Annotated in this window: 36 protein-coding genes and 1 tRNA gene; 11 read left to right on the forward strand and 26 right to left on the reverse strand. The window is 64.7% G+C overall.

Going from position 1 to position 19,637, the window contains the following annotated elements; translation table 11 throughout:
- Window positions 1-28: 28 nt before the first annotated feature.
- The 23 genes from AC1DCU_RS00835 to AC1DCU_RS00945 form a co-directional block, all read right to left on the reverse strand.
- The gene (locus AC1DCU_RS00835; RefSeq protein ID WP_478013520.1) at window positions 29-1,276 is read right to left on the reverse strand and encodes a phage major capsid protein; all 1,248 of its coding nucleotides are present in this window, start codon (window positions 1,274-1,276) and stop codon (window positions 29-31) included.
- Window positions 1,277-1,343: 67 nt separating this feature from the next.
- Window positions 1,344-2,105 carry a head maturation protease, ClpP-related gene (locus tag AC1DCU_RS00840; protein WP_442251157.1) on the reverse strand — a complete coding sequence of 254 codons (762 nt, stop codon included), beginning with the start codon at window positions 2,103-2,105 and terminating at the stop codon, window positions 1,344-1,346.
- Window positions 2,068-3,372, reverse strand: coding sequence for a phage portal protein (locus AC1DCU_RS00845; protein WP_442251156.1), 1,305 nt, complete (start codon window positions 3,370-3,372; stop codon window positions 2,068-2,070). Before AC1DCU_RS00845 ends, AC1DCU_RS00840 begins: the two co-directional genes overlap by 38 nt.
- Window positions 3,372-5,042 carry a terminase large subunit gene (locus AC1DCU_RS00850; RefSeq protein ID WP_478013519.1) on the reverse strand — a complete coding sequence of 557 codons (1,671 nt, stop codon included), beginning with the start codon at window positions 5,040-5,042 and terminating at the stop codon, window positions 3,372-3,374. Before AC1DCU_RS00850 ends, AC1DCU_RS00845 begins: the two co-directional genes overlap by 1 nt.
- A gap of 3 nt (window positions 5,043-5,045) precedes the next feature.
- Window positions 5,046-5,426 (reverse strand): hypothetical protein, encoded by a 381-nt coding sequence (locus tag AC1DCU_RS00855; protein WP_442251154.1) that lies wholly within the window; start codon window positions 5,424-5,426, stop codon window positions 5,046-5,048.
- Between the two features lie 164 nt (window positions 5,427-5,590).
- The gene (locus AC1DCU_RS00860) at window positions 5,591-5,917 is read right to left on the reverse strand and encodes an HNH endonuclease signature motif containing protein (protein ID WP_442251153.1); all 327 of its coding nucleotides are present in this window, start codon (window positions 5,915-5,917) and stop codon (window positions 5,591-5,593) included.
- On the reverse strand, window positions 5,917-6,177 hold the full coding sequence (locus AC1DCU_RS00865) for a hypothetical protein (protein WP_442251152.1): 261 nt from the start codon (window positions 6,175-6,177) through the stop codon (window positions 5,917-5,919). Before AC1DCU_RS00865 ends, AC1DCU_RS00860 begins: the two co-directional genes overlap by 1 nt.
- 155 nt (window positions 6,178-6,332) lie before the next feature.
- The gene (locus AC1DCU_RS00870) at window positions 6,333-6,536 is read right to left on the reverse strand and encodes a hypothetical protein (protein WP_442251151.1); all 204 of its coding nucleotides are present in this window, start codon (window positions 6,534-6,536) and stop codon (window positions 6,333-6,335) included.
- On the reverse strand, window positions 6,536-6,868 hold the full coding sequence (locus AC1DCU_RS00875) for a DUF1064 domain-containing protein (RefSeq protein ID WP_442251150.1): 333 nt from the start codon (window positions 6,866-6,868) through the stop codon (window positions 6,536-6,538). The genes AC1DCU_RS00870 and AC1DCU_RS00875 overlap by 1 nt, the downstream gene beginning before the upstream one ends.
- Window positions 6,869-6,876: 8 nt before the next feature.
- A complete protein-coding gene (locus AC1DCU_RS00880; RefSeq protein ID WP_442251149.1) occupies window positions 6,877-7,353 on the reverse strand; it encodes a lysis system i-spanin subunit Rz in 477 nt (158 codons plus the stop codon).
- Window positions 7,350-7,664, reverse strand: a complete 315-nt coding sequence (locus AC1DCU_RS00885) for a hypothetical protein (protein ID WP_442251148.1) — start codon at window positions 7,662-7,664, stop codon at window positions 7,350-7,352. The genes AC1DCU_RS00880 and AC1DCU_RS00885 overlap by 4 nt, the downstream gene beginning before the upstream one ends.
- Entirely contained in the window at window positions 7,661-8,149 is a 489-nt protein-coding gene (locus AC1DCU_RS00890; RefSeq protein ID WP_442251147.1) for a glycoside hydrolase family 24 protein, read from the reverse strand. Before AC1DCU_RS00890 ends, AC1DCU_RS00885 begins: the two co-directional genes overlap by 4 nt.
- 64 nt (window positions 8,150-8,213) lie before the next feature.
- Window positions 8,214-8,501, reverse strand: coding sequence for a hypothetical protein (locus tag AC1DCU_RS00895; protein ID WP_442251146.1), 288 nt, complete (start codon window positions 8,499-8,501; stop codon window positions 8,214-8,216).
- Window positions 8,502-8,681: 180 nt separating this feature from the next.
- Complete coding sequence (locus tag AC1DCU_RS00900) at window positions 8,682-9,110, reverse strand: hypothetical protein (RefSeq protein WP_442251145.1); 429 nt, start codon at window positions 9,108-9,110, stop codon at window positions 8,682-8,684.
- On the reverse strand, window positions 9,110-9,436 hold the full coding sequence (locus AC1DCU_RS00905) for a hypothetical protein (protein WP_442251144.1): 327 nt from the start codon (window positions 9,434-9,436) through the stop codon (window positions 9,110-9,112). The genes AC1DCU_RS00900 and AC1DCU_RS00905 overlap by 1 nt, the downstream gene beginning before the upstream one ends.
- Entirely contained in the window at window positions 9,433-9,558 is a 126-nt protein-coding gene (locus AC1DCU_RS00910; RefSeq protein ID WP_442251143.1) for a hypothetical protein, read from the reverse strand. The genes AC1DCU_RS00905 and AC1DCU_RS00910 overlap by 4 nt, the downstream gene beginning before the upstream one ends.
- Before the next feature lie 74 nt (window positions 9,559-9,632).
- The gene (locus AC1DCU_RS00915; RefSeq protein WP_442251142.1) at window positions 9,633-9,998 is read right to left on the reverse strand and encodes a Ref family recombination enhancement nuclease; all 366 of its coding nucleotides are present in this window, start codon (window positions 9,996-9,998) and stop codon (window positions 9,633-9,635) included.
- Window positions 9,998-10,192, reverse strand: a complete 195-nt coding sequence (locus AC1DCU_RS00920; RefSeq protein WP_442251141.1) for a hypothetical protein — start codon at window positions 10,190-10,192, stop codon at window positions 9,998-10,000. The genes AC1DCU_RS00915 and AC1DCU_RS00920 overlap by 1 nt, the downstream gene beginning before the upstream one ends.
- Entirely contained in the window at window positions 10,189-10,860 is a 672-nt protein-coding gene (locus tag AC1DCU_RS00925; RefSeq protein WP_442251140.1) for a hypothetical protein, read from the reverse strand. Before AC1DCU_RS00925 ends, AC1DCU_RS00920 begins: the two co-directional genes overlap by 4 nt.
- Window positions 10,850-11,746: a helix-turn-helix domain-containing protein gene (locus tag AC1DCU_RS00930; protein WP_442251139.1), complete on the reverse strand. Its 897-nt coding sequence runs from the start codon at window positions 11,744-11,746 to the stop codon at window positions 10,850-10,852. Before AC1DCU_RS00930 ends, AC1DCU_RS00925 begins: the two co-directional genes overlap by 11 nt.
- A gap of 1 nt (window position 11,747) precedes the next feature.
- Window positions 11,748-12,059 (reverse strand): winged helix-turn-helix domain-containing protein, encoded by a 312-nt coding sequence (locus AC1DCU_RS00935; protein WP_442251138.1) that lies wholly within the window; start codon window positions 12,057-12,059, stop codon window positions 11,748-11,750.
- On the reverse strand, window positions 12,056-12,586 hold the full coding sequence (locus AC1DCU_RS00940) for a phage regulatory CII family protein (protein WP_442251137.1): 531 nt from the start codon (window positions 12,584-12,586) through the stop codon (window positions 12,056-12,058). The genes AC1DCU_RS00935 and AC1DCU_RS00940 overlap by 4 nt, the downstream gene beginning before the upstream one ends.
- A 110-nt stretch (window positions 12,587-12,696) precedes the next feature.
- On the reverse strand, window positions 12,697-13,101 hold the full coding sequence (locus AC1DCU_RS00945; RefSeq protein ID WP_442251136.1) for a hypothetical protein: 405 nt from the start codon (window positions 13,099-13,101) through the stop codon (window positions 12,697-12,699).
- Between the two features lie 121 nt (window positions 13,102-13,222).
- Between AC1DCU_RS00945 and AC1DCU_RS00950 the strand changes: the two genes are divergently transcribed.
- The 6 genes from AC1DCU_RS00950 to AC1DCU_RS00975 all read left to right on the forward strand — a co-directional run bounded on the left by AC1DCU_RS00950 (window position 13,223) and on the right by AC1DCU_RS00975 (window position 15,406).
- Complete coding sequence (locus AC1DCU_RS00950; protein ID WP_442251135.1) at window positions 13,223-13,897, forward strand: XRE family transcriptional regulator; 675 nt, start codon at window positions 13,223-13,225, stop codon at window positions 13,895-13,897.
- Between the two features lie 211 nt (window positions 13,898-14,108).
- Window positions 14,109-14,309 carry a hypothetical protein gene (locus AC1DCU_RS00955; RefSeq protein ID WP_442251134.1) on the forward strand — a complete coding sequence of 67 codons (201 nt, stop codon included), beginning with the start codon at window positions 14,109-14,111 and terminating at the stop codon, window positions 14,307-14,309.
- A complete protein-coding gene (locus AC1DCU_RS00960) occupies window positions 14,306-14,521 on the forward strand; it encodes a hypothetical protein (protein WP_442251133.1) in 216 nt (71 codons plus the stop codon). The genes AC1DCU_RS00955 and AC1DCU_RS00960 overlap by 4 nt, the downstream gene beginning before the upstream one ends.
- Window positions 14,521-14,763 carry a hypothetical protein gene (locus AC1DCU_RS00965; RefSeq protein ID WP_442251132.1) on the forward strand — a complete coding sequence of 81 codons (243 nt, stop codon included), beginning with the start codon at window positions 14,521-14,523 and terminating at the stop codon, window positions 14,761-14,763. Before AC1DCU_RS00960 ends, AC1DCU_RS00965 begins: the two co-directional genes overlap by 1 nt.
- Window positions 14,764-14,849: 86 nt before the next feature.
- Entirely contained in the window at window positions 14,850-15,062 is a 213-nt protein-coding gene (locus AC1DCU_RS00970) for a hypothetical protein (RefSeq protein ID WP_442251131.1), read from the forward strand.
- Entirely contained in the window at window positions 15,059-15,406 is a 348-nt protein-coding gene (locus tag AC1DCU_RS00975) for a hypothetical protein (RefSeq protein ID WP_442251130.1), read from the forward strand. Before AC1DCU_RS00970 ends, AC1DCU_RS00975 begins: the two co-directional genes overlap by 4 nt.
- Window positions 15,407-15,412: 6 nt before the next feature.
- On the opposite strand, the gene AC1DCU_RS00980 is transcribed toward AC1DCU_RS00975, so the two are convergent.
- Window positions 15,413-15,643, reverse strand: a complete 231-nt coding sequence (locus tag AC1DCU_RS00980) for a hypothetical protein (RefSeq protein WP_442251129.1) — start codon at window positions 15,641-15,643, stop codon at window positions 15,413-15,415.
- A gap of 162 nt (window positions 15,644-15,805) precedes the next feature.
- Here AC1DCU_RS00980 and AC1DCU_RS00985 point away from each other — a divergent pair, with 162 nt between their 5' ends.
- The 4 genes from AC1DCU_RS00985 to AC1DCU_RS01000 are packed head-to-tail and all read left to right on the forward strand — an operon-like array spanning window position 15,806 to window position 17,619.
- Entirely contained in the window at window positions 15,806-16,534 is a 729-nt protein-coding gene (locus AC1DCU_RS00985) for a hypothetical protein (RefSeq protein ID WP_442251128.1), read from the forward strand.
- A complete protein-coding gene (locus AC1DCU_RS00990) occupies window positions 16,531-17,121 on the forward strand; it encodes a hypothetical protein (protein WP_442251127.1) in 591 nt (196 codons plus the stop codon). The genes AC1DCU_RS00985 and AC1DCU_RS00990 overlap by 4 nt, the downstream gene beginning before the upstream one ends.
- Entirely contained in the window at window positions 17,118-17,429 is a 312-nt protein-coding gene (locus AC1DCU_RS00995; protein WP_442251126.1) for a hypothetical protein, read from the forward strand. Before AC1DCU_RS00990 ends, AC1DCU_RS00995 begins: the two co-directional genes overlap by 4 nt.
- A complete protein-coding gene (locus AC1DCU_RS01000) occupies window positions 17,416-17,619 on the forward strand; it encodes a helix-turn-helix transcriptional regulator (protein ID WP_442251125.1) in 204 nt (67 codons plus the stop codon). Before AC1DCU_RS00995 ends, AC1DCU_RS01000 begins: the two co-directional genes overlap by 14 nt.
- Before the next feature lie 77 nt (window positions 17,620-17,696).
- Here the strand turns inward: AC1DCU_RS01000 and AC1DCU_RS01005 are convergent.
- Both AC1DCU_RS01005 and AC1DCU_RS01010 read right to left on the reverse strand, forming a co-directional pair.
- Window positions 17,697-17,786, reverse strand: a tRNA-Ser gene (locus tag AC1DCU_RS01005).
- Between the two features lie 85 nt (window positions 17,787-17,871).
- Window positions 17,872-18,864, reverse strand: coding sequence for a LysR family transcriptional regulator (locus AC1DCU_RS01010; RefSeq protein WP_025878750.1), 993 nt, complete (start codon window positions 18,862-18,864; stop codon window positions 17,872-17,874).
- Between the two features lie 122 nt (window positions 18,865-18,986).
- On the opposite strand from AC1DCU_RS01010, the gene AC1DCU_RS01015 reads away from it, so the two are divergent.
- Window positions 18,987-19,574, forward strand: a complete 588-nt coding sequence (locus tag AC1DCU_RS01015) for an FMN-dependent NADH-azoreductase (protein ID WP_032976247.1) — start codon at window positions 18,987-18,989, stop codon at window positions 19,572-19,574.
- The last annotated feature ends 63 nt before the right edge of the window (window positions 19,575-19,637 follow it).

Genomic DNA, 19,637 nt, shown 5'->3' on the forward strand with positions numbered 1-19,637 from the left:
GGCGCCCCTCCGTTCGTGGTCCGGGCGTTTAGGCCGCGGCGCCGTGCTTGAAGGTCTTCAGCGCACCACCCACATCAACGAGGTTGCCGCCGGAGCGCATCCACGCCATGAAGCCCACCTGTCCCTTCTTGACGTAGGCCGAGTCGTTGAAGCGGAACAGGGTCACCGCCATCACGTCGCGGATCTTGTAGTAGCTGAAGTCGCCGAACGCGATGGACGTGGCGCCGGCCGCCGGCGCCGGGGCGTGCTGGTTGATCTGGATATCGCGGTTGAGCAGGCGATCCGGCGCACCACCCGGATTGCCCTGCTCGTAGCCCGGCACGAAGATCGGCCGCCCCTGATCGTCCTTCACCTTGCGAATCAGCTTGAGCATGTCGTCGTGGAACATCCACTTCGCCAGCGCGCGATAGGCAGGGTCGACGCTGTGCTCCAGATCCACCAGGTCGTCATAGGTGATGATCGGGAGGGCCGACACGGAACCGATCTTGCCGACCGAGGCCGCGGTGAAAGCACCCATTGGCTGACCGGTGCCGCTGCCGACGGTGTAGTTGCGATTGGTGATGCGGCCCAGCCGGGTCTGCAGCCGCTTCTCGATGAAGCCGGCGATATCGGCGGTGCTGTCCTGCAGCAGCTCCCACGGCACGGTCACCACCTTGGAGCTGTACTTGTAGACCTGCAGGCCCTTGGTGCCGAAAGCCACATCCTGGTCGGTCGCGGACTGGTTCTCGGCCACCAGCTCGCCCTCTTCCGAGGTGCCGTCGCTGGTCGGGTACTGCATCGGCTCGCCGCCGGCAGTGCTGAACACGTCGGCCACCTGGCGCATGCCGCCGTAGGCCTTGAGGGATTCCAGGATCTGCTCAGCCAGCGTGGTCGGAACGGTGTAGCCACCCTGTTCCGGGTTCACGGCCGGGTTGCCCGACATGGCGGCGTTGACCTGCTTCCAGTCCTCGGCGTTCAGGGCGCTGTCACCGCCGCGTGCCCAGCGGTCGAACAGCCGCATTTCGTTGGACAGCTCCCGGCCACCACGCGTCGCCGAGGTGGCGTGTTCGCGCACGCCCTGTTCGCGCAGCGCCTCGTCGGCCGTCAGGTCCATGACCTTCTGGTGGCGCTCGATGGCCGCATCGATGCGCTCGATCTCGCCGACGTTCTCGTCGTACTTCTTCTGGTTCTCGGGGGTCCACTTGTTGCCGTCACCGGTGCTGGTGTCCAGCAGGTTGCGGGTTTCCTTTGCCAGCGCGGTACGGCGCTCCCGCTCGGCCTGAATGTTGAAGGGCATTGGCTATTTCCTCTGGTCGAAAAAAAACCGCCTTTCGGCGGTCGGAGTATCTGCGGGCGGGAGTCGCTTACGCAGCGGAGCGTTCCAGCAGCGCCAGACGGCGCGACAGGTTGGCTTTGTGGGCCGCGGCGGCAGCGCCGTCGTCGGGTTCGGTCTTGCGGTTGGCCAGCGCGGCCGGCGCGTTGTCGTAGGCGGACAGATCCCAGGTGGCGGAGGCCTTCTTCTTGCCCACGACCTCGACAACCCGGTCAGCGAACCCGTGTTCCTTGGCTTCGTCAGCCGTGAACCAGGTCTCTTCGTCCATCCACTGGACGATCTGCGCCTCATCCTTGCCGGTGCGGCGGGTGTAGTCGCCAGCCAGGCCGGTATCGATCTTCGCCAGCAGCTCGCCGGTCTTGGTCATGTCCGCCTTGTTGCCGACGGCTACGGTCCAAGCGTTGTGGATCATGAAGCCGGCACCCTGGCTGATCTCTACCTCGTCACAGGCCATGCAGATGCCTGTGGCTGCCGAGGCAGCCAGCCCGTCAACGTGGGCGATGACAGTCGCCTTGTGCTGGGCAATGGCGGTCATCATCGAGCGGGCTGCGAATACATCACCGCCGGGTGAATCGATGCGCAGGTGGATCACGTCTGCGTCTATGCCGGCCATGGCTTGGGCGAACATCGTTTCGTCAATGTCGCCCCACCACCCGCCGATAACGCCATGCAGGTAGATCGTGGCTTCCTTGCCTTCCGTGTCGGCCCGGATGGGCTTGGATTGGCTGGCGTTATTCTTGGCCAGCTGCAGCAGCTTAGGAATCGGCATCGTCAGGGTTCCTTTCAGGGTCATCGCCGCTGGGCTTTGCCGGTGGCGCGGGATCTTTCGGTTGGTAGAGCTCGTCGCCACCCTCGATGGGCGGCAGGTTCTTGAGGCGGCGGACCTCGTTGACGACCATCCAGCCTTGCGTTCCGGGGCCGCCCAGCGCCTTGCTGAAGTACTCAGCCTGCGTTTTCGAGTCACCGGCCATGAACATGTCCACGTTGTGCTCAACGAAGTAGCGCGGCGTACGGAACAGCTTGCGATTCAGCTCGTCCTTGATCCGTTTCAGGTGCGGACCCAGCGTGTACTTCACGAAGCCGATGCCCATGCTCTCGATGCCACTGCCCCAGCTGGTGGACTTGGTCGTCTCGCCGATCATGTGAGGCGGAACACCGAATGCACGCGCCACGTCGATGACCTGCCACTGCCGGGACTCCAGCAGCTGCTGGTCGACGGCGGACATGGTCAGTTCCTTGATATCGAGCCCTTCCGTCAGGATCAGAGGTATGCGGCGGTTTCCCTGCGTGCCTCCATACTTCTTGACCCAGGCATCGCGGAAGTCATCCTGCATCGCCTGGTTCATCTTGTTGGTCGCCGTGATGGCCACCTCCGGCTTACCACCTTCGCTGAAGAACTTGCCGGCATGCTCATCCCCTTGGATGGCAATGCCGATGCCGTTCCGGGCCCCCCACTGGATCACCGACATGCCGTGCACGCCGTTGAATCCGAAGCCGGGGAAATGGAGCACGTCGTCCTGGTCAACGGTGAAGTACCCGTCCACGTCGTGGAACGTGTACTGCAGGCGCGTCGGTTCCCGTGGGCTGGCCTTCTCCTGCTTGAGGATCATCACTCTGTCGCGGGGCCAGGGAATCAGCCCGGTCGCCACGCCGGCGCGGTTGCGCGTCACATAGGCAACTCCATCACCGCGCAGCAGCATCTGGCCGACGATGAACTCCCAGCCAGTGGCGCTCGACCAACCGGAGGAAAACTGCTCGTTCAGCATCCACCAATAGTCGTGCTCCGCCCGCTTGCGGTGACCATCCACCCGCTCAAAGATGGGCAGCGGCAGCTGGGCAATCGCACCGGCAAGCAGCGAGACGGCAGCGAACACCGCCGAGACCCGCATCGCGGATTCCGGGCTGACCACCGCTCCAGAGGCGGTCGTCGGGTTCCCGAACACCTCGAACATTGCCGGGCTGGAGGATTGGATCACCTCGCCATCGACCAAGTTGCTGATCGTCGGCTCGATACGGTCGCGGGCATCGGCCCGCCGGTTCTTCTCGAATAGTCCGAACATCAGTCGATCACCACGAAGCCTTGTTGGGTTGTGCCGGTGTCCCGCGCCTGCATGGCGCGGCCCATGGCCATGATTAGCGCCACCGCGCCGTCGATCTTGCTTTCCATCTTCTCCTTGCGCGGATAGACGTGCTCCTTCGCGTCAAGGCGCGCAACCACGTTCCCCATCATCCAGGTCATCGCCGCGTTGCCGTCATGCCACAAGCGACGTGAGAGAATCAGCGCTTCCACTTCCTTCATCGGCTCAGATAGATTGCGCACGGACTGTGCCATCTCGACCACCGGCAGGCTTTCCTGCTCCAGCCTCGTCATGAGGTACGCCGCCTGGGCTGGATCGAATGCGATATCCCGCACGTCGATGCCGCGTGCGGCAAGCTCCTTCAGCTCTTCTTCGATAAAGGCGTAATCGGTCATGTTGCCGGGGGTGGAGACGATCAGCTCGTCCAGCAGGAAATGCTGGTACTTTTCGTTGTCCTCCACGGCCGATTCCGGCACATAGAACCTCGGGATGACGTAATAGCTGTCGTCCTTCTCGAACAGCATCACGACTGCGGCCACGTCCAGCTTGGAAGCCAAGTCAACGCCGATCCAGCAGGGGCACCCGGCGAAGTCGTCAGTCTCAAACGCCCGCTTCTGCCGTTGCCACGCCAGCATGTTCATCCACGCGAGCTTGGCGCCCACCCAGTCGTTCAAGTGCTTGGTGCGGAAAGCGCTCTGCTTGCTCGCTGACCGCTTTGCTTTGGCCAGCTGATCGAGCAGGAACTGCTCGAACACAGACACGCCGTAGTTGGGGTTAGCTTTGCGCAGGCTCGCCGGGTCGTCCCAACGGTCGCCCTCATCAATGCAGTAAATCGCGGCGAACACCGTTTCGTCGGTGACCTCGCCGCGCAGGATGCGTATCGCATCGCCCCGCATTTCGAAGCAAGGGCCGGATAGATTGGTGCCGGCTGTGGTGATGATCGACAGCAGGGGCTGCTCGCGCGCGCCCATGCCCGTTTCCATCGCATCGACCATGTGGTCGTCGTCGTGCTCGTGGTACTCGTCCACGAGCGCAGCATGCGGGCTCGAACCGTCGCCCGGCTTGCCGATCATCGTCTCGAACTTCGACATGTCCTCCATGACGAAGAGCGGGCCGGGGTTCTTCGGGTTGCCAGCCTGCTCAATGCCGAAGCGCGAGCGCAGCGCCGGCAGCTTCTGGACCATCTGCCAGGCCGGCCGAAACACCTCGAAGGCCTGTTTCTCGCTGGTGGCGCCTGAGTAGACCTCGGCACCTGCCTCGCCGTCTGCGCAGAACAAGTACAGGCCACGGGCAGCCAGGCGAAGCGACTTGCCGTTCTTGCGCGGAATCTCCTCGTAGGCACGGCGGAAGCGCCGATGCCCCGTCTTCTTGTGGATCCAGCCGAACAAATTGCACTCAATGAAGCGCTGCCAGGGCTCAAGCACCAGCAGCCGTTTCTGCGCCGCCCACTTTCCCTTGGTGTGCGGCATCTTCTCCATGAAGCGCACCGCACGGTCTGCCTTCTCGGCGTCGTACTTGTAGGGCCAGTCGGCCCCCTTTCGCTTCAGGTCATCGAGGAACCGCTGGCAGGCCAACCGGATGAACTCGTTGGCAATGATCTTTCCCGCCGTCACGCCCTTGGCGTAGGCCTTGGCTGATTCGGTCGGGGTCATGGATCAGAACTCGTCGAATGGGTTGCCCTCCGGGGTCTTCTCGGTCCCCAGCTTCTGGCGGTCCGCCGGGGTCAATCCCAGGCGCGCCAAGCAGCCGATCAGGTGGGAGTACTTGGCCGCGACGAATTCGCCGGGCTTGGCACGGAACTCGGAAAGCAGCGAGGACGCCACTTCCATGATGAAACGGTCGGCACTGGTGAGGACGCCCGGCAGGGCGCACTTCTCCAGCTCCTTCCAGACCACTGAGGCCTCTGCCGACAGATGACCCGGCACCTTGCCCAGCGCCTTCCCCGTCTTTGGCGCCTCGGTCTTGTACCGCTGCGGGTTGCGCTTATCCGCCCCCTTGAGCTTGGCCAGCTCGGCGGGCTGCTTGTGCCTGGCCATCGCCGGTCAGCTCCAAATCTGAAATTCAAATTCTGTGGACGCGCGAAGAAAGGGGGGCGCGCGTATCGTCGCGAGAGGGCGCCAAACTTTGACCCTCCCCCCCGTTCAAATGTTAATATTTCGTTAATTGCGATGATGATGCGTGTTCCACGCTCGTGGAACCATCAGTCCCGCATTCCTCGGCCGAATCCGCCGTTCTCCAGCACTGTTTTCGTGCTGTGACACGGCCGGCACAGGGGCTGCAGGTTGCTGTCAGCGTTGTTGGCATCGTCCCCGTCGATGTGGTCGACCTCGGTGGCTGCCCGCACCCTTCCCTGCTCCGCACAGCACCTGCACAGCGGCTCACGGGCCAGCACCACCGCTCGGATCCGCCTCCAGAGCGCTGAGTTCGTGGCCAGCGCACGGCGGGCCTGCCTCTTGCGCACCTGGGCGCTGGTTTCTTTGTAGGGACGCCAACCTGCCGCTCGGTGCTGCGGTGGCCTGACAGGCATCAGTACGAGTTCCCATCCAAGTCCACGCGCGGAGACTCGACACCTTCGTCCGAGACCGGTGTGCCCGCCTCCTCCCCCAGCAGCTGTGCAACAGCTTGGACCAGCATGCCGACATGCACCCCCAGTTCCGCGATCTGCTCGCCCTGCTGCTCGATCACCCCGACCAGACGGTCAATACGAGCGTCGGCGCCGCCGGCAATGCGCGCGGCCTTCTCTGCGGCCAGCTCAGCCGCCAGCGCTTCAATCCGTGCAACGTCCATCAGTAGCCCTCGTTGTTCGCAGTACCAAGCCTCGGCGTATCCAGCCCTCGACCCGATCCCAGTCCGGTTCCATGCCCGTAGCCTTGGCGAACCACATCACTGCAGCCAGGTAGCACCGCAGCCACCAACGCATGCGCACCGCTACCATCGCGGCCTCAGCCATTGAGGAGCTCCACTTCGACGTGACCGTGCACGCTATGGGTCACAGGCTCATCGCCGTCCATGCGGATGGGATCCTCGTAATGCCGCACTTCACCGGTGACTGTGTTGGCGTAAACAGCCCGCTTCACCTCCCGCCCGTCCACCAGCACCCTGCGGCGCCCTCGGCCGTCTCCAGGGGTATGAATATGTCCGCTCATCAGAACTCCTCCACTGCCCAGCCGCCGCCGTCGCGCTTGAGCTTGACCTTCACCGCAATGAAGCGGAACGGGTACATGGCGGCGGCAATCTTGATCTTGGCCCTTGCATCGTCCTGCCAATGGCCCTTCACCTCGTGGCACTCCATGACGCCATCGGCTGCCAGGACGGCGAAGTCCGGCGTGAAGAACGTGTTGTCCGCCAGCCGCAGCTTCAGACCCTCGAACCGGTGCCACTGGATCTCGCCGACAGCCTGCTGCGCGCGCAGCCGTTCCGCATAGGCGGTCTCGGTCTTGTTCATGTCGCCGCCCTTCAGCCGGCCCAGGGCCAGCATCCGGCGGTTCATTGCGTCACCGGCTGCCGGTCGGCAGCGATCACCGCTTGGCAGGCCCGGATGTGGTCTTCGGCGTCGGTGACGATTCGAACAGCAGCTCCGACAACCTCTGGACGTAGTTCGGCGCGCGCATCACGTTCGACGGCGCCGGCGGCAGCTTCGGACAGGCGAGCGGTATGGCAGGTGGCGAGGTCGTCGCGCAGGCGGAGATTGCCGCTGCGCAGGCCAGCCACAACAGCAGCAGGGACGGCCTCAGCCGCGGTCCGGTCTTCTTCATGCTTGGCTCCAATGTCAGCCAGCTGCAGCGCCTTGCTCTGCTCGGTGGCGCGGGTTTGATTCACCTGGTCGGCGAATGCCTCAGCGCCGGCGGCGCGTTGATTGGCGGCTACACCTTCAGATCGGTCGCCGCGCCAAGCCCAGCCAGCACCGAACATGGCACCGGACCAAAGCGCGAAGGCGGCGACCGCGATGGCGATCCTGCTCACTCGGAACCTCCTACCCTGATCGTGTCGCTGTCCGGGTCAAATGGCGGCGGCTCCAAGCCGGCTGCGCGCATCAATCCTTCAAGCCGGTAGATATGGCGGATCAAGCGCAGCTCCCTGGCTTCCATCCGCCCAACCCGTTCGCCCAGCCGGGTCACTTCCTCGCGCATCAGCTGGATCACGTTGACCTCGGCCCCTTCCCTGGCGGTCTCTACGAACTGCTTGCGCCACCACAGTGCAACACCACCAGCGCCGACCATCAGACCGCCAACGGCCGTACCGATGGCTTGCCAGTCCACATCGACCCCGGTCACGGAGCCACCGTCCCGCCAGCCTTCCGGTAAGCAGCCAGCAGGTCAGCCAGCCTGTGCTCGTTCTGGCCATAGCCAGCACCAGGCAGGCTTGCCCATATGTTGCTGACTTGCTTGATGGCCTCCGCGATCCTTCCCGCCCGGATCAGCGGCAGAGCGCGGCGCTCGCGGATCTGCTGGAGTGCGATCAGGTCCTGGCTTAGTGGCGAGAAGTCTTTCAGGCCCAGCGTTTTTCGGTAGGCATCGTAGTAGCGGCGCAGCAGCTGGTATCGGCCGGCGGCGGTGGACTGGATACCCAGCTTGGGCAGAGCCACCAAGACTCGGGGGTGATCCGCATAGCCATTGAACAGCTGACCACCGACGATCACGTCGTAGCCACGATCTTTCGTCGGCTGCTTGCCGTTGTCGGTCCCTTCGGACCACGCCAGCATGTCGAGGAAGGCCACGACGTTCACGCCGCCAGCCTGTTGGGGAGTGAGTCGTGCCATGAAATTTCCTAAAAAAAGACCCCGGATAGCCGGGGTCAGAGTGATCTCGCATTTGAGGGCAGCGTTACTCCGCCAACTCCGACAGGAGCTTCATCTTGTTGCCTGCCCGGGTCTGCTCAACTACCAAGTGATAGCCACCGCGTCCTTCGATAATTTGCACCTCGGGCGCGTCGTCGCCCGCAACCTCTTCGAAAGCCTCTTCAATGCCGCGGTAAGGCGTCTTGGCGATCTTCTCGACGTCAAACCAGAGGTACAACTCAGCAAAAGTCACATGGCTTACGCCGTGCAGCCACGCTTTCTCAACTCGACTCAGCAGAGCAGAACGGTGTCTCTTCTCTTTCGGCAATGACATCTGGTGCGCCCTCTAAAATTGAGAACACAGATTAAATTAGAACTTTAGATTAAACAAGATTTTTATTTAGAACCATTGGTCCAATAAAAAAGCCCTCAGCTTGCGCTGAAGGCTTCTATGTCAATGTGCCCGCATTTAACCCCTTGCAGGTGGCACCTGTCAAGAGGTATCGCGCGCGCGTTAGGCAGCGATTTGCAGCCCGACCAGCATCCCGTGCAGACGGTCCTCGCCCCGCCGAACAAGGTCCAGATACGCCTTGACGTGCAGCGCGCGCTCGCCGGCCCTCTCCAGCAGTTGCAGCGCCACTTCAAAGCGCTCCACCTTCTTGCGGCCTCGCCCGCAGTAGTACGCGCGGAGTGTGCAGGCCATCGCCATGTTGTCCTTGGCGATCACGCTCACCAGGTCCTCGATGCGCTGTGCGCGGGTGTCCGTTTCCATCGGCTTGAACCCCTGCGCGCGGCCGGGCATGTCCCCTTGGTAGTCGATCAACACCGCCAGCATGCTCTGCGCATTGCTACCGGGGTGGCCACTGTCACGATGCAGTGCGCATTCGCGTCCCCAATGCTCAAGCTCGCCCCGGACGTATGCGCCGAAGGTGTCGATCTGCATCACGCCACCTCCGGGCCGGCCGGCTCGGTCGCATAGTGCGTGATAGGGCCGTGGTCCTGGGCGCTGTCCGGCCGCCAGCTGCCGAACAGCGGCCGTTGGCTCACCGAATCCCACAGCATCAACCGCGTGCCGTCCTGCGGCGCGTCTCCGATGGGCTTCCAGTCGTGGGCCAATGCCATGCGAATCGCTCGAATCGCGGCGGCCGTCGGAACAATGCCCAGCTGCGGAATCGAAAGATCCATCATCAACTCGGCCGTGACCCCGTCCGGCGCCAGTTCCATGGCCTCGCACAGCAGGCTTCGCGCAGTCCTTTCGAGTTCGCTCATGCCGCCTGCTCCCAGCTGGTAGGAAGGCGCTGCACCTGGCCGCCACGGGCCTCGAACTGCTCCACCGTCTCGGTCTGACCGGCGGCGAACGTGCCCGGCTTCCTGCGCTTGGGTCGGGACACCGTGTTGTGGTCCATCCGCCGTTCCCGGGGCGCGACTTGAGGGTTCAGCCTCGGCGCCAATTTCTTCGTTGTCTTCATGCTGCCGCCCTCAGTTCGTTGATGTAGGTCTGCTGCGCGATCAGCTCGTCGTCCGATCCGAACGCCTTGTGGAATCTCTTGGACCAGTGCAGGGGTGGGCCCCAGCGGGCCACCATTTGCTTCTGGGTCATGTGTTCACTGCGGTAGCGCTGGTGATGCCACTGGCACAGCGCATAGCCGAAGAAATGGCCGCGCCGGATGTTCCCCGACTTGGCGTGGTTGTACTCGCAGCCGTAGACCACGTGCTTCTTCGCCATCAGGCCTTGCGCGTAGCGAACGAGGCACGCCATGCACGGTCCCGTCTTCGCCAGTTCGATGCGCGCTGCCTCTGCCATCGTCGGCGGCGGTGCGTTCGACCACATCAGCGCAGCTCCGGAATCGGGCCGGCATAGCGGGTAATCGGGATCTGCCTGCAGCCGTCGCGCCAGACCGTTGAGCCTCGCGTTGCGTACAGCACCAGCGGCTTGACCCCATAGCCATAGGCCAGATACCAGCCGGCCACCGCCACCGGCTCGGACACAGGGCGCACCTCCAGTTCGACGTGGTCCTGCCTCATGCCGCTGCGTCCTGAGCGGGACCGAACAGCTCGGCGATTTCTGCCAGGCGCTGCTTGGTGCGCTCGTTCGCTTCCGGGCTCGCCTCCACTCGGCCGGCGAGCAGGGCCAGCGGATTGAACGCGGGCGTGGCCGGCGGCAGCGCCAGGTGATCGGCTACCTGCTCGTGCGCCAAGCGGCCAGCGTCCACCGCCAGCTGCAGCGCTGCGGCGCGGGCACTCGCGTCATGGCCCAGCGACGGCTGATAGACGGCGCAGCCACCCACAGCGCGCGCACTCTTCACCAACCGGGCGTACACCTCCAGAAACGCCTGCCGGGCTGCGATCTTGTCGCCCTCCTCGACCAGAGGCAGCGCCGCCGTCCATGCGTCCCTGGTTTGCTCGGTCCATACCACGGTCACCGCCTCGTCAGCGGCCCGGATCGCCACAGCCCACGCTTCGTTCGGTGCCGGGTGCCCGTCGTCAATGCGCTCCATGATCGCGGCCAGGCTCAGCCGGCCCTTTACCTCGCGGCGGCAGGCGGTCAGCGCCTCGGCCAGCACGCGCAGCGGGTAGGAGGCCAGGTCGGTGACCATGTACGCCGCAGCGGTCGGCCGAATCTGCTCGCCCATCACCTCGGCCGTGGCCACCAGCATTTCGACCAGCGTGTCCTGTTCGGCATCACTGAGCATCGGCGTTCCCCTTCAGGCGGCGCAGCAGCGCCTTGGCGTCGTCGGCCGCGTTGGCATTGGCCTGCGTCTGGTCCTGCTGCCGGGCGCTGGTGTCGGTCACCTGCCGCCCGGTCGCCCACTGCGTGCGGTACGCCTCGGCCCCGGCCAGCAACACGCCCAGGTCGTGCATCCGCTTCACGGCATAGTTCTCGTTGACGCTCAGGAACCAGCCGGCCACCAGCGGCGCCTCTTCACGACCCAGGCGTTTCACCAGATCCCGAACGTTGGTGTTGACCTTGGCGTTGCGGACGGGGTCCACACCGTGGCGGATGCGGTAGGCCGCCCGGTAGACAGCCCACGTCGCCTTGCAGGCCAGCTGCATCTGCTCTTCCTGCTCCGCCTTCGTCAGCGGCGCGGCCGACAGGCCCGCCGGAGATGACGGTTCTTCTGACGGTTCATTGGTGGTTATATGACGGTTAGGCGGCACGGGGCGCACCTCCAGACCTGCGCCCGCTGCATCCCCTCCTGCACGGGGCGCATCCCCACCTGCATCGGGCGCACCCCCTGCACGGGGCGCAGCACCTGCGCCCGATGCAGTACCGGTTTTTCCGGTCTTGCGAGTGCCCTTCGATGGCGCTGCGGCCTTGTCGAACTTGGCCGGGGTGACGTTGTAGACAGTGCTGCTGTTGAACCTGCGGTCGCGGGTCAGTAGGCCCACGACTTCCAGATGATCCATGGCGGTGCGGACAGCGCGCGGCGACATGCAGCAGCGCGCGGCGATGGTGCCCACCGCCGGCCAGCACACGCCGTCGTCGTTGGCTTGGTCAGCCAGCGAGATCAACACAGCCTTCTGCGTGACGCTCAGGCCCTGCAGCGGCCAGCACTGCGACATGATGATGGTCGACATGTCAGAGTCCCAGCGTCATGTTCTGGCCCCGGGCCACCGGCCACCAGGTACAGGCACTGCGGCCAGACACTGGGCAAGGCTTCTTCGGGCCCCGCCACACGCGGCCGGTTTCGGCCAGTTCGGGAAGGCGTCGAGCGAGCACGTATCGGCAGATGCCCGTCTCGTTCGCCAGTTCGAGGCTTGTCAGGCCCGGGAAGCGACGCACGGCGGAAGCTGCTGCGGCTTGCTGGTCGCCTTGGATGCCAGTAGCAGCGATGTAGTTGGCTGCCTCGTGGCTGGTGCTGGGATCGGTGGAGCGAGCGGGATGGTTCATAGCACCGCCCTCCCCTTCGCCGCAGCGCGCGCAATGTTGCGCTCCAGACGGTGCGCCATCGTGCGCAGCGAGCGGACCTCGGCCAGCATCAGTCGCGCTTCGTCACTGTCGATCTGTTGATCTGCGATGGCGTCCAACGCGGTGCCCGACAGGGCGCCCATGCTGCGCTGGATCTCCAGCAGCTTGGTCTGCAACGCGGCGATCTCGTCCGACCACCCCCCCTCCGGTGCCGGCGGCACCACATCCACGGCCATGCCGAACTGCCCGGCCAGCGCCTGCATCCAACCCAGCGCGCGGTCTGCACCGCCCACCTGTTCCTGCATCCACTCGGTCAGCAGTTCGGCGATTTCGATGGTTACCGATTCGCCCTCAAGGCCGCGCAGCTTCGCGCGCAGCGTCTCCGGGTGCATCGACTTGCCCCGGCGCTGTGCCAGGTACGCGGCTGCAGCCTGCACACCGCCCGGCGTCTCGCGCACAGCGTTGTAGAGGGTGTCGAGCCAGCTAAGGGGTGAGGTGCGGCAGGTCATGGGGTCACCTTGGGAGGGACGGTTTTTCAAGGTTTCGGGCTGTGCTCGGGTGGCGCAGGATTGGCGCCATGGAGATCAACAACTCAGGGAAGACGGCCAGGGATGGCCTTTCAGGCGGTGTCGACCGGGCCTATGCGGTTCGCGTCGGGGTCATGGATCACGGGCGCCATGGACGGCGGCGGCTCTTCGATGCCGAGCAAGCGAAGTACCTGCGGAATGCTTGGCACCTGATCCTCTTCCGCCCACGTTTCGACCAGCTCTGTGGGCAACTTCAGAACCTTGGCCAACTGCATGTCGGTGCTCAGGCCAAGCTTCTCGCGCAGCGCGCGCTTACTGATTCGGCCGACGACCGGCCTCGTGACTGCCGCCGAGCATTCCGGCGCGGCTCGTTTTGCGTACAGCTTCAACAACGCCAGAGCTGCGGCCGCTCGAGGCGACTGTGAGCGCCCAGACGCGAGATCGCCGACCGTCGATCCGGCTGAGCCAATCGCCTCGCCGATCTGGGCATACGTCATGCCCCCCGACTGAAGCTCCCCGATGATGCACGCCCATGATTTGTCCATACCGCCCACACTACGGTATTCCGTAGGTTGCAGTCAACGGCATTCCGTTACGGCATTCCGTTCCAATACCAAAATGGAAACCATTGGCAGCAGAATCCGCGCCGAGCGCGAGGCCCAGGGGATTAGCCGTGCCGAACTGGCGAAGTTCGCCGGCATTGCCTCGACAACCCTTTCCAACCTTGAACTCGGCTTGTCGAAGTCCAGCACGGCCCTGCACAAGATCGCCTCCCGCCTAGGCGTCCACGCGGACTGGCTGGAAAGCGGCAAAGGTCCGAAGACCACAGAAGATCGTCCCGTCGCACCGTTCTCGGAGACTGAGACGCCTCCCGGCTATGTTCGCTTCGACTTGTTTGAAGGGAGTGCGGGGATGGGAGCAGGGATGGTCAACCAAGACTACCCGGAGGTAGTGAAGACCATCGAGGTCGCCGAATGGGAGGTGCGCAGGAAGCTCGGCTACCTGCCCCAGCCTGGCCGCATCCAGCTCATCACTGGCCGGGGGCCCTCGATGCGGCCGAAGCTGGAAGACGGCGACATTGTGTGGATCGACACCAGCTGCGACTACTTCGACGGCGACGACTACTACCTCATCAACATAGGTGGCGAGACGCAGATCAAGATGCTGCAGAAGCGCGGCGATGGGCTCTATGTGGTCAGCGTCAACACGGACTTCCCCGCCTATCGGCCAGATCCCGGTGACGTGAGCATTCTCGGCAAGGCCCTGATCCACGCAGGCCTGCGAAAGTTCTAAGTGGCGTCCCAAATTGGGACAAAGAGGGAGCCCCGCCTAGCGGGGGTTTTTTCGTTCCAATGGTCACGCTCCATTCGGTCAAAGATGAACCGAATTCCGTATATTCAGAATCTAGTACGGAATTCCGTTTGACACCTCAATACGGAATTCCGTAGTCTTTCTCCGTCGCCCAACACCACCCCATCCCGGGGCCGGGCGCAGGAGATCACACATGGCCAGCCTGTCCCTCGGCGCCTTCAAGCAACTGCAGCCCACCGCCGCGCCGATGCCAGACGTGGGCGCCGGCATCGTCGCCCTCAGCGTTGGTTGCGTAAGCATCCACCTCGGCCCGGAAGAGGCCGACCAGCTGGCAGTAGAGCTGCAGCGCGCGGTCCTGCAGCTGCGCGGCGAAAGCCAGGACGCCGCCGCATGAGCGCCGTCATCGCCAACCACTCCCCCATACAGCGCGCGGCAGCCGCCGCCGGCATCGTGCGCCGCGCCGCTGGCCGCTGGGGCGTGCGCCCCGAGCTTGTGCGCTACGTGGCCGGTCACGCAGCCGCCGGCGTCCTCCTGCACGGCCAGAGCGTCGCGGGTGCTGTCGCAGAGGCGCGCAGCACAGCGCGCGCCAAAGCGGGAGCCTCCTGATGCGCCACCTGGCCCTGCCCTTCTACTGCGCCGTCATCGTCGGACTGCTGCTGGCGCTGCTCGCGCGCGCCATCTACACCGGAGCCGCGTCGTTCCTCCTGCCCTGCGGCGCCGGTATCGCCTACTTCGCCTGGTGCGGCGTGCGCGACCTCCTGCGCAACTGGCCCGCCTTTCGCAAGGAAATGCGACAGCGCGCGGCGGAACGACAGCGCGCGCCGATGCAGGCCGACGACACCCACTGATCCCCTGCCCTGCGCTCTTCCCTGTAGCTCAGGGAACCCGCGCCGGCCGGGTTCCACCAGCCGGCAATCCATACCAGGAGTCCAGCGTGCGTAACCAGCTCGACATCTTCGACCACGACCCAGCCCGCATGGTCGCCGCCAACCGCGCGGCCGCAGACCACGCGCTGCACGACGTGCAGTTCACCGAAGCCGAGCGGCAAAGCCGCGCTGCCCACTACCTCGGCGAAGCCGAACGCTGGGAAAGCCTGGCCGCGCACAGCACGCGTGCCACCACCGCACGCAAGGAGCAAAACGCATGACTACCGAGATGACCCCCGCCCCCTTGGCGATCGTAAAGCCCGGAGGTTGCATACATTTCGCAACCGTTCCGTATGATCGCGCGCGTGACCTCATCGGCGATGCGTACTGCACCGGCACGCGCGGCATTGGCTACAGCCAGCAAATCATGGAGCCGCAGGACGCAATCCTCTCCATCCCGCCCTCCCCGGCGGATCAGGGGGATGCGATCACTGCGCCCATGATGGAAGCCGCTGCCAATGCGCTCGCCAGGTGGGCGGGGCAAGCGGATGGTAGCAGGTGCATCCATGAGACGCGCTCAGCGCTGGAAGTCGCCATTTTTACCGGCCAGGCGGTGGGCAAATGAGCCGCTCTATTCCAGCGCGCACAGCGCAGCGGCAGCGTCCTGCGCCTGCTGCTTCGCAAGCGTCAGCGCTTCACAAAAGCTGTGCTTCGCATCCGTGGTTCCCTCGGCTACGGGCTTGGTGCAATCGCGCGATCCGATCAGGTGCACTCGCCAACTGCCTTTCCAGTGGCCCGCTGCCGCGCACTGCTCCCCGACCACACTCCATTCAATCAAATACGGACCTACAACCTCGTACATGGCGCACCCCCTCCCTGAGTGACGTTGGCATCCAGGACGGTGAGCACACGTTCCACGGATCGCTATTGTCGGATAAACGCAGGAATGGCGTGAAGCCCTTGTCAGCACCCGTGAACTCGTGCTGCGCCTCACAGTTTGCAGGGCAGCGTCAGGGAGTGGCCGATGGCTGACCAGCTGCTCACCGCTGCCCCAGTCGACCACGGCAGCATCGACGTAGACCTGGCGCACGAGATTGCCGCGTCGATGATCGCCCGACGCGTTGCCCGCGGCTGGTCGAGGCAGACGATCCTCTCCAGCATCGAGTTCGGTCGCACACCATGCCGGCGCGGCTTCTACATGATGAAGGCTGGTGGGATCGCAATCGGGCCGTTTGCGTTCACGTGCTTCAGCGAAATTTCGGGCCGAGGTGGCCTCTTCTCGATTCGCGATCTGCTGCCTCCGCTTTCTGATCGAACGCATGCAGGTGTCGAAGAGCTGCAGCCGTTCCGGGTCGGCGACAAGGTGTGGTCCTGGTACAAGGACGAGCCAAACGCCAACTACGGCCTGCCAGACCTTCCTGGCGACGCGAGCAACTGGCGCCGTAGGCCGCGGCTGTTCACCGTTCGCGGTGTGAGCGGGCCGTTCACCGAACGAGGGTTCTGCGCCGGTCGGCCCCACTACCTCCTGAAGCTGCGCTATCAGGAAGGCCCCTCCGCAGACCACTACAACGCCGGCAATCACGACGTATGCCCGATCAAAGGACGGCCGTGGCAGATGCGCGCCGACGGCGAATACCTGGAGCTGGTGCAGCGTGCAGTGCGTGCAGCAAAGCCGCGCCGGGCTGCATCAGCGCCGGCACCTGTCCCGCCCTTTCCACCACCCCTGCCGGCCCAACTGGACCTGTTCGCATGACCGCCACATCGTTCCCAAGCAGCCCGGCCGCCGTGATTGATGCCACCAAGGCATCGTCGCGGACTGCAGCCATTGTCTCCGAGCTGTGCCATATCGATCCGGCCGGCCCACCGGTGCCCGCCGAGCGCGCCCACGCACTTGGGCATGCACTGAAGGACGAGCTCTACTCGTCCCATGTGGTTCGCTGGGAATACCGCCACAAGGACGACGTTGGCCCCGGTTGTTGGATGCAAGCCGATGCCGCGCAGGTCTGCTACGCAGATACGCGCGGCTTGGTCATCCGCGCCCTGTTCGACAAACCACGCGTGCCGCAGCCGGAGAAGGAACACGTGTTCAAGAACCGCACCTGCACTAGGTGCGGCGACCCCGAAGACTGGGCAGGCCCGGACTGCATGCCATCGGCGCAGCCGGTGGATCCGCGCAGCCGGCTTCCGTTCGATCCGCGCTGGCTGTTACAGCCGCTGCAGTGGCTGATCGACGCCGGACCTATCCCCATCAACAGTTTTGACAGGCGTTTTAGGTCCAAGGAAGCGGCGTTCCTCCGGGACCAACTGAATGCCTACATCGAGGAGTGCGAGAAGCCATGACACAGCGACAGATCAGCCATCCCGAAGGGCTGCCGGCCTGCGCCGCCGGCCACCGCGCGCGCCACATCCACGACATGCGCTGCACCAGCGCCGGCGGTGGCCACCTGGTCGAATGCTGCTGCAGATCGACCGGCAAGAAGCCGGACCCCGATGCAGCGCTGGCCGAGTGGCGGCGGATCAACCGACCAGCGCGGAGCCCGCGCGCCGTGCCGACCGCTCCCGGCAACATCGTGCAGTTCAAGCTCGGTCTGGCCGAGCAGCCACCAAAGCTGCAGCGCGCGGCAGGAGGCAATCATGGCCGCGGCTGAGAAGTTGGAAGAGCTGTTGTCATTGGAACGGGTGCGGCAGGTGACCGGCATGGGCACCACCTTCATATACGGCGAGATCAAGGCCGGCCGCTTCCCGCGCTCAATCCGCATTGGCCGGCGCGCACTGTGGATACAATCCGAGGTGCAGGGCTGGGTTCGGCAGCAAATCGCGCTGAATCGGTCGCTGTAGGTGGATGGGTAAGCGGGCGGGTAGCAATAGCTGAGACAAAGAAAAAGCCCATATTTCTAGGGGCTTTTCGAAAATTCTGGCGGAGAGAGTGGGATTCGAACCCACGGAAGGTTTAACCCTTCGCCGGTTTTCAAGACCGGTGCCTTAAACCGCTCGGCCATCTCTCCGTATCGGCCCAGCCTGCTGGCCGGGCACGCATTCTCGCACGGCCAGGCGATTTGCCCAAGACCGTTGTTCCATCGGAGGCTGGCCTCAGCCCGCGTCCACCGCCAACGCACCCAGCGCACTGGCCTTGATACGCTCCTTGGCCTTCTCGCAGGCGCCACCGCAATCCAGGCGCGAGGCCTCCAGCTGCGGCGGCAGGTGTTCGGCCAGGAAGTCGATGAATACCCGCACCGCCGGCAGCAGGCCGCGACGCGAGGCGAACACGGCATGGCACACGCCCTGGGGCAGCGACCAGTCCGGCAGCACCACTTCCAGCTCGCCGTTGCGCACGGCATCGGCGCAGACGGTTTCCGGCAGCATGGTGATGCCGAAGCCGTCCTTCACCATGCTCTGCAGCAGCGGGAAGTCGAAACCGGCCACGCGCGGCTGCAGGTCCACCCGGCGCACCGCGCCTTCCGGTCCGTGCAGTTCCCAGCGCTGGCGCGCCTCGTCTTCGCTGATGCTGAGGGTTACGTGGTTGGCCAGCTCTTCCGGGTCCTTCGGGCGACCGGCGCGGTCCAAGTACTTCGGGCTGGCCACCAGCAGTTCCTGCACCTGGCCGAAGCTGCGCATCACCAGGCTGCCGTCGTCATCCAGCCGCGAACGCACGCGCAGGGCGACGTCGTAGCCCTCGTTGATGATGTCGACACGGCGGTTGCTGATGTTCAGCTGCAGCCGCACCTTCGGGTACTGCTCGAGGAACTTGGGCAGCAGCTTGGGCAGCTGCATCTGCGCCAGCGACACCGGCACGCTGGCGCGCACCAGGCCGCGCGGCTCGGCGCTGAGGCGGTCCACCACCTCGCGCGCGGCCTGCGCCTCAGCCAGCATGGTCTGGGCGTGGCGGTGCACGCTGGTACCGACGTCGGTGACGGCGAAGCGGCGCGTGGAGCGCTGCAGCAGGCGCACGCCCAGGTCCGTTTCCAGCTGGCTGATACGGCGGCTCAGGCGCGACTTGGGGATGCCCAGTGCGCGCTCGGCGGCGGCGAAACCGCCGTGGTCGACCACCATCGCGAAGTAGTACAGATCATTCAGGTCATGCATACCCGAGTTCCATTGATAGAACAATACGTGGCATTCAACCACCTTTATCCCGTCGATGCAACAACCTATCGTTCTCTCCGTCGGCGGCAAGCCCGCCACCTCTCCCGAACATAGGTACTGCCATGAAGCTTCTGCACATCGACGCCAGCGTGCTTGGCGACAACTCCGTCTCCCGCCACCTGACCGCCGCCGTGGTGGCCCAGTTCAAGCAGCAGATCGACGGCCTGCAGGTTGATTATCGCGATCTTGACGCCAATCCGGTACCGCATCTGCGCAGCGGGTCGCTGGCCAAGACCGACCCGGCCGAGGCCGCTGATGCTGAACAGGTGCTCGAGCAGTTCCTGGCCGCAGACATCGTGGTGATCGGTGCGCCGATGTACAACTTCAGCGTGCCCTCCACCCTGAAGGCCTGGATCGACCGCGTGGCGGTGGCCGGGCGCACCTTCAAGTACACCGAGAACGGCCCGGTGGGCCTGGCCGGTGGCAAGCGGGTGATCGTGGTCAGCAGCCGTGGCGGCATCTACACCGATTCGCCGGCGGATTTCCAGGAGCCCTTCCTGCGCCAGACGTTTGCCTTCTGGGGCATCAACGAAATCGAGTTCGTGCGTGCCGAGGGCATCGCCTATTCGCCGCAGCATCGCGAAGACGCCATTGCCGGTGCACTGGCAGCGCTGCCGTCGCATGAGGCGGCGGAAGTGGCAGCGGCGTAACGCGTTCCAGCGTTCGGCGCCTCTCTCCCTCGTCTGGGCGCTGAACGCGGGCCGGGATTCCCT

The organism is Stenotrophomonas sp. 10L48 (genome assembly GCF_056395105.1).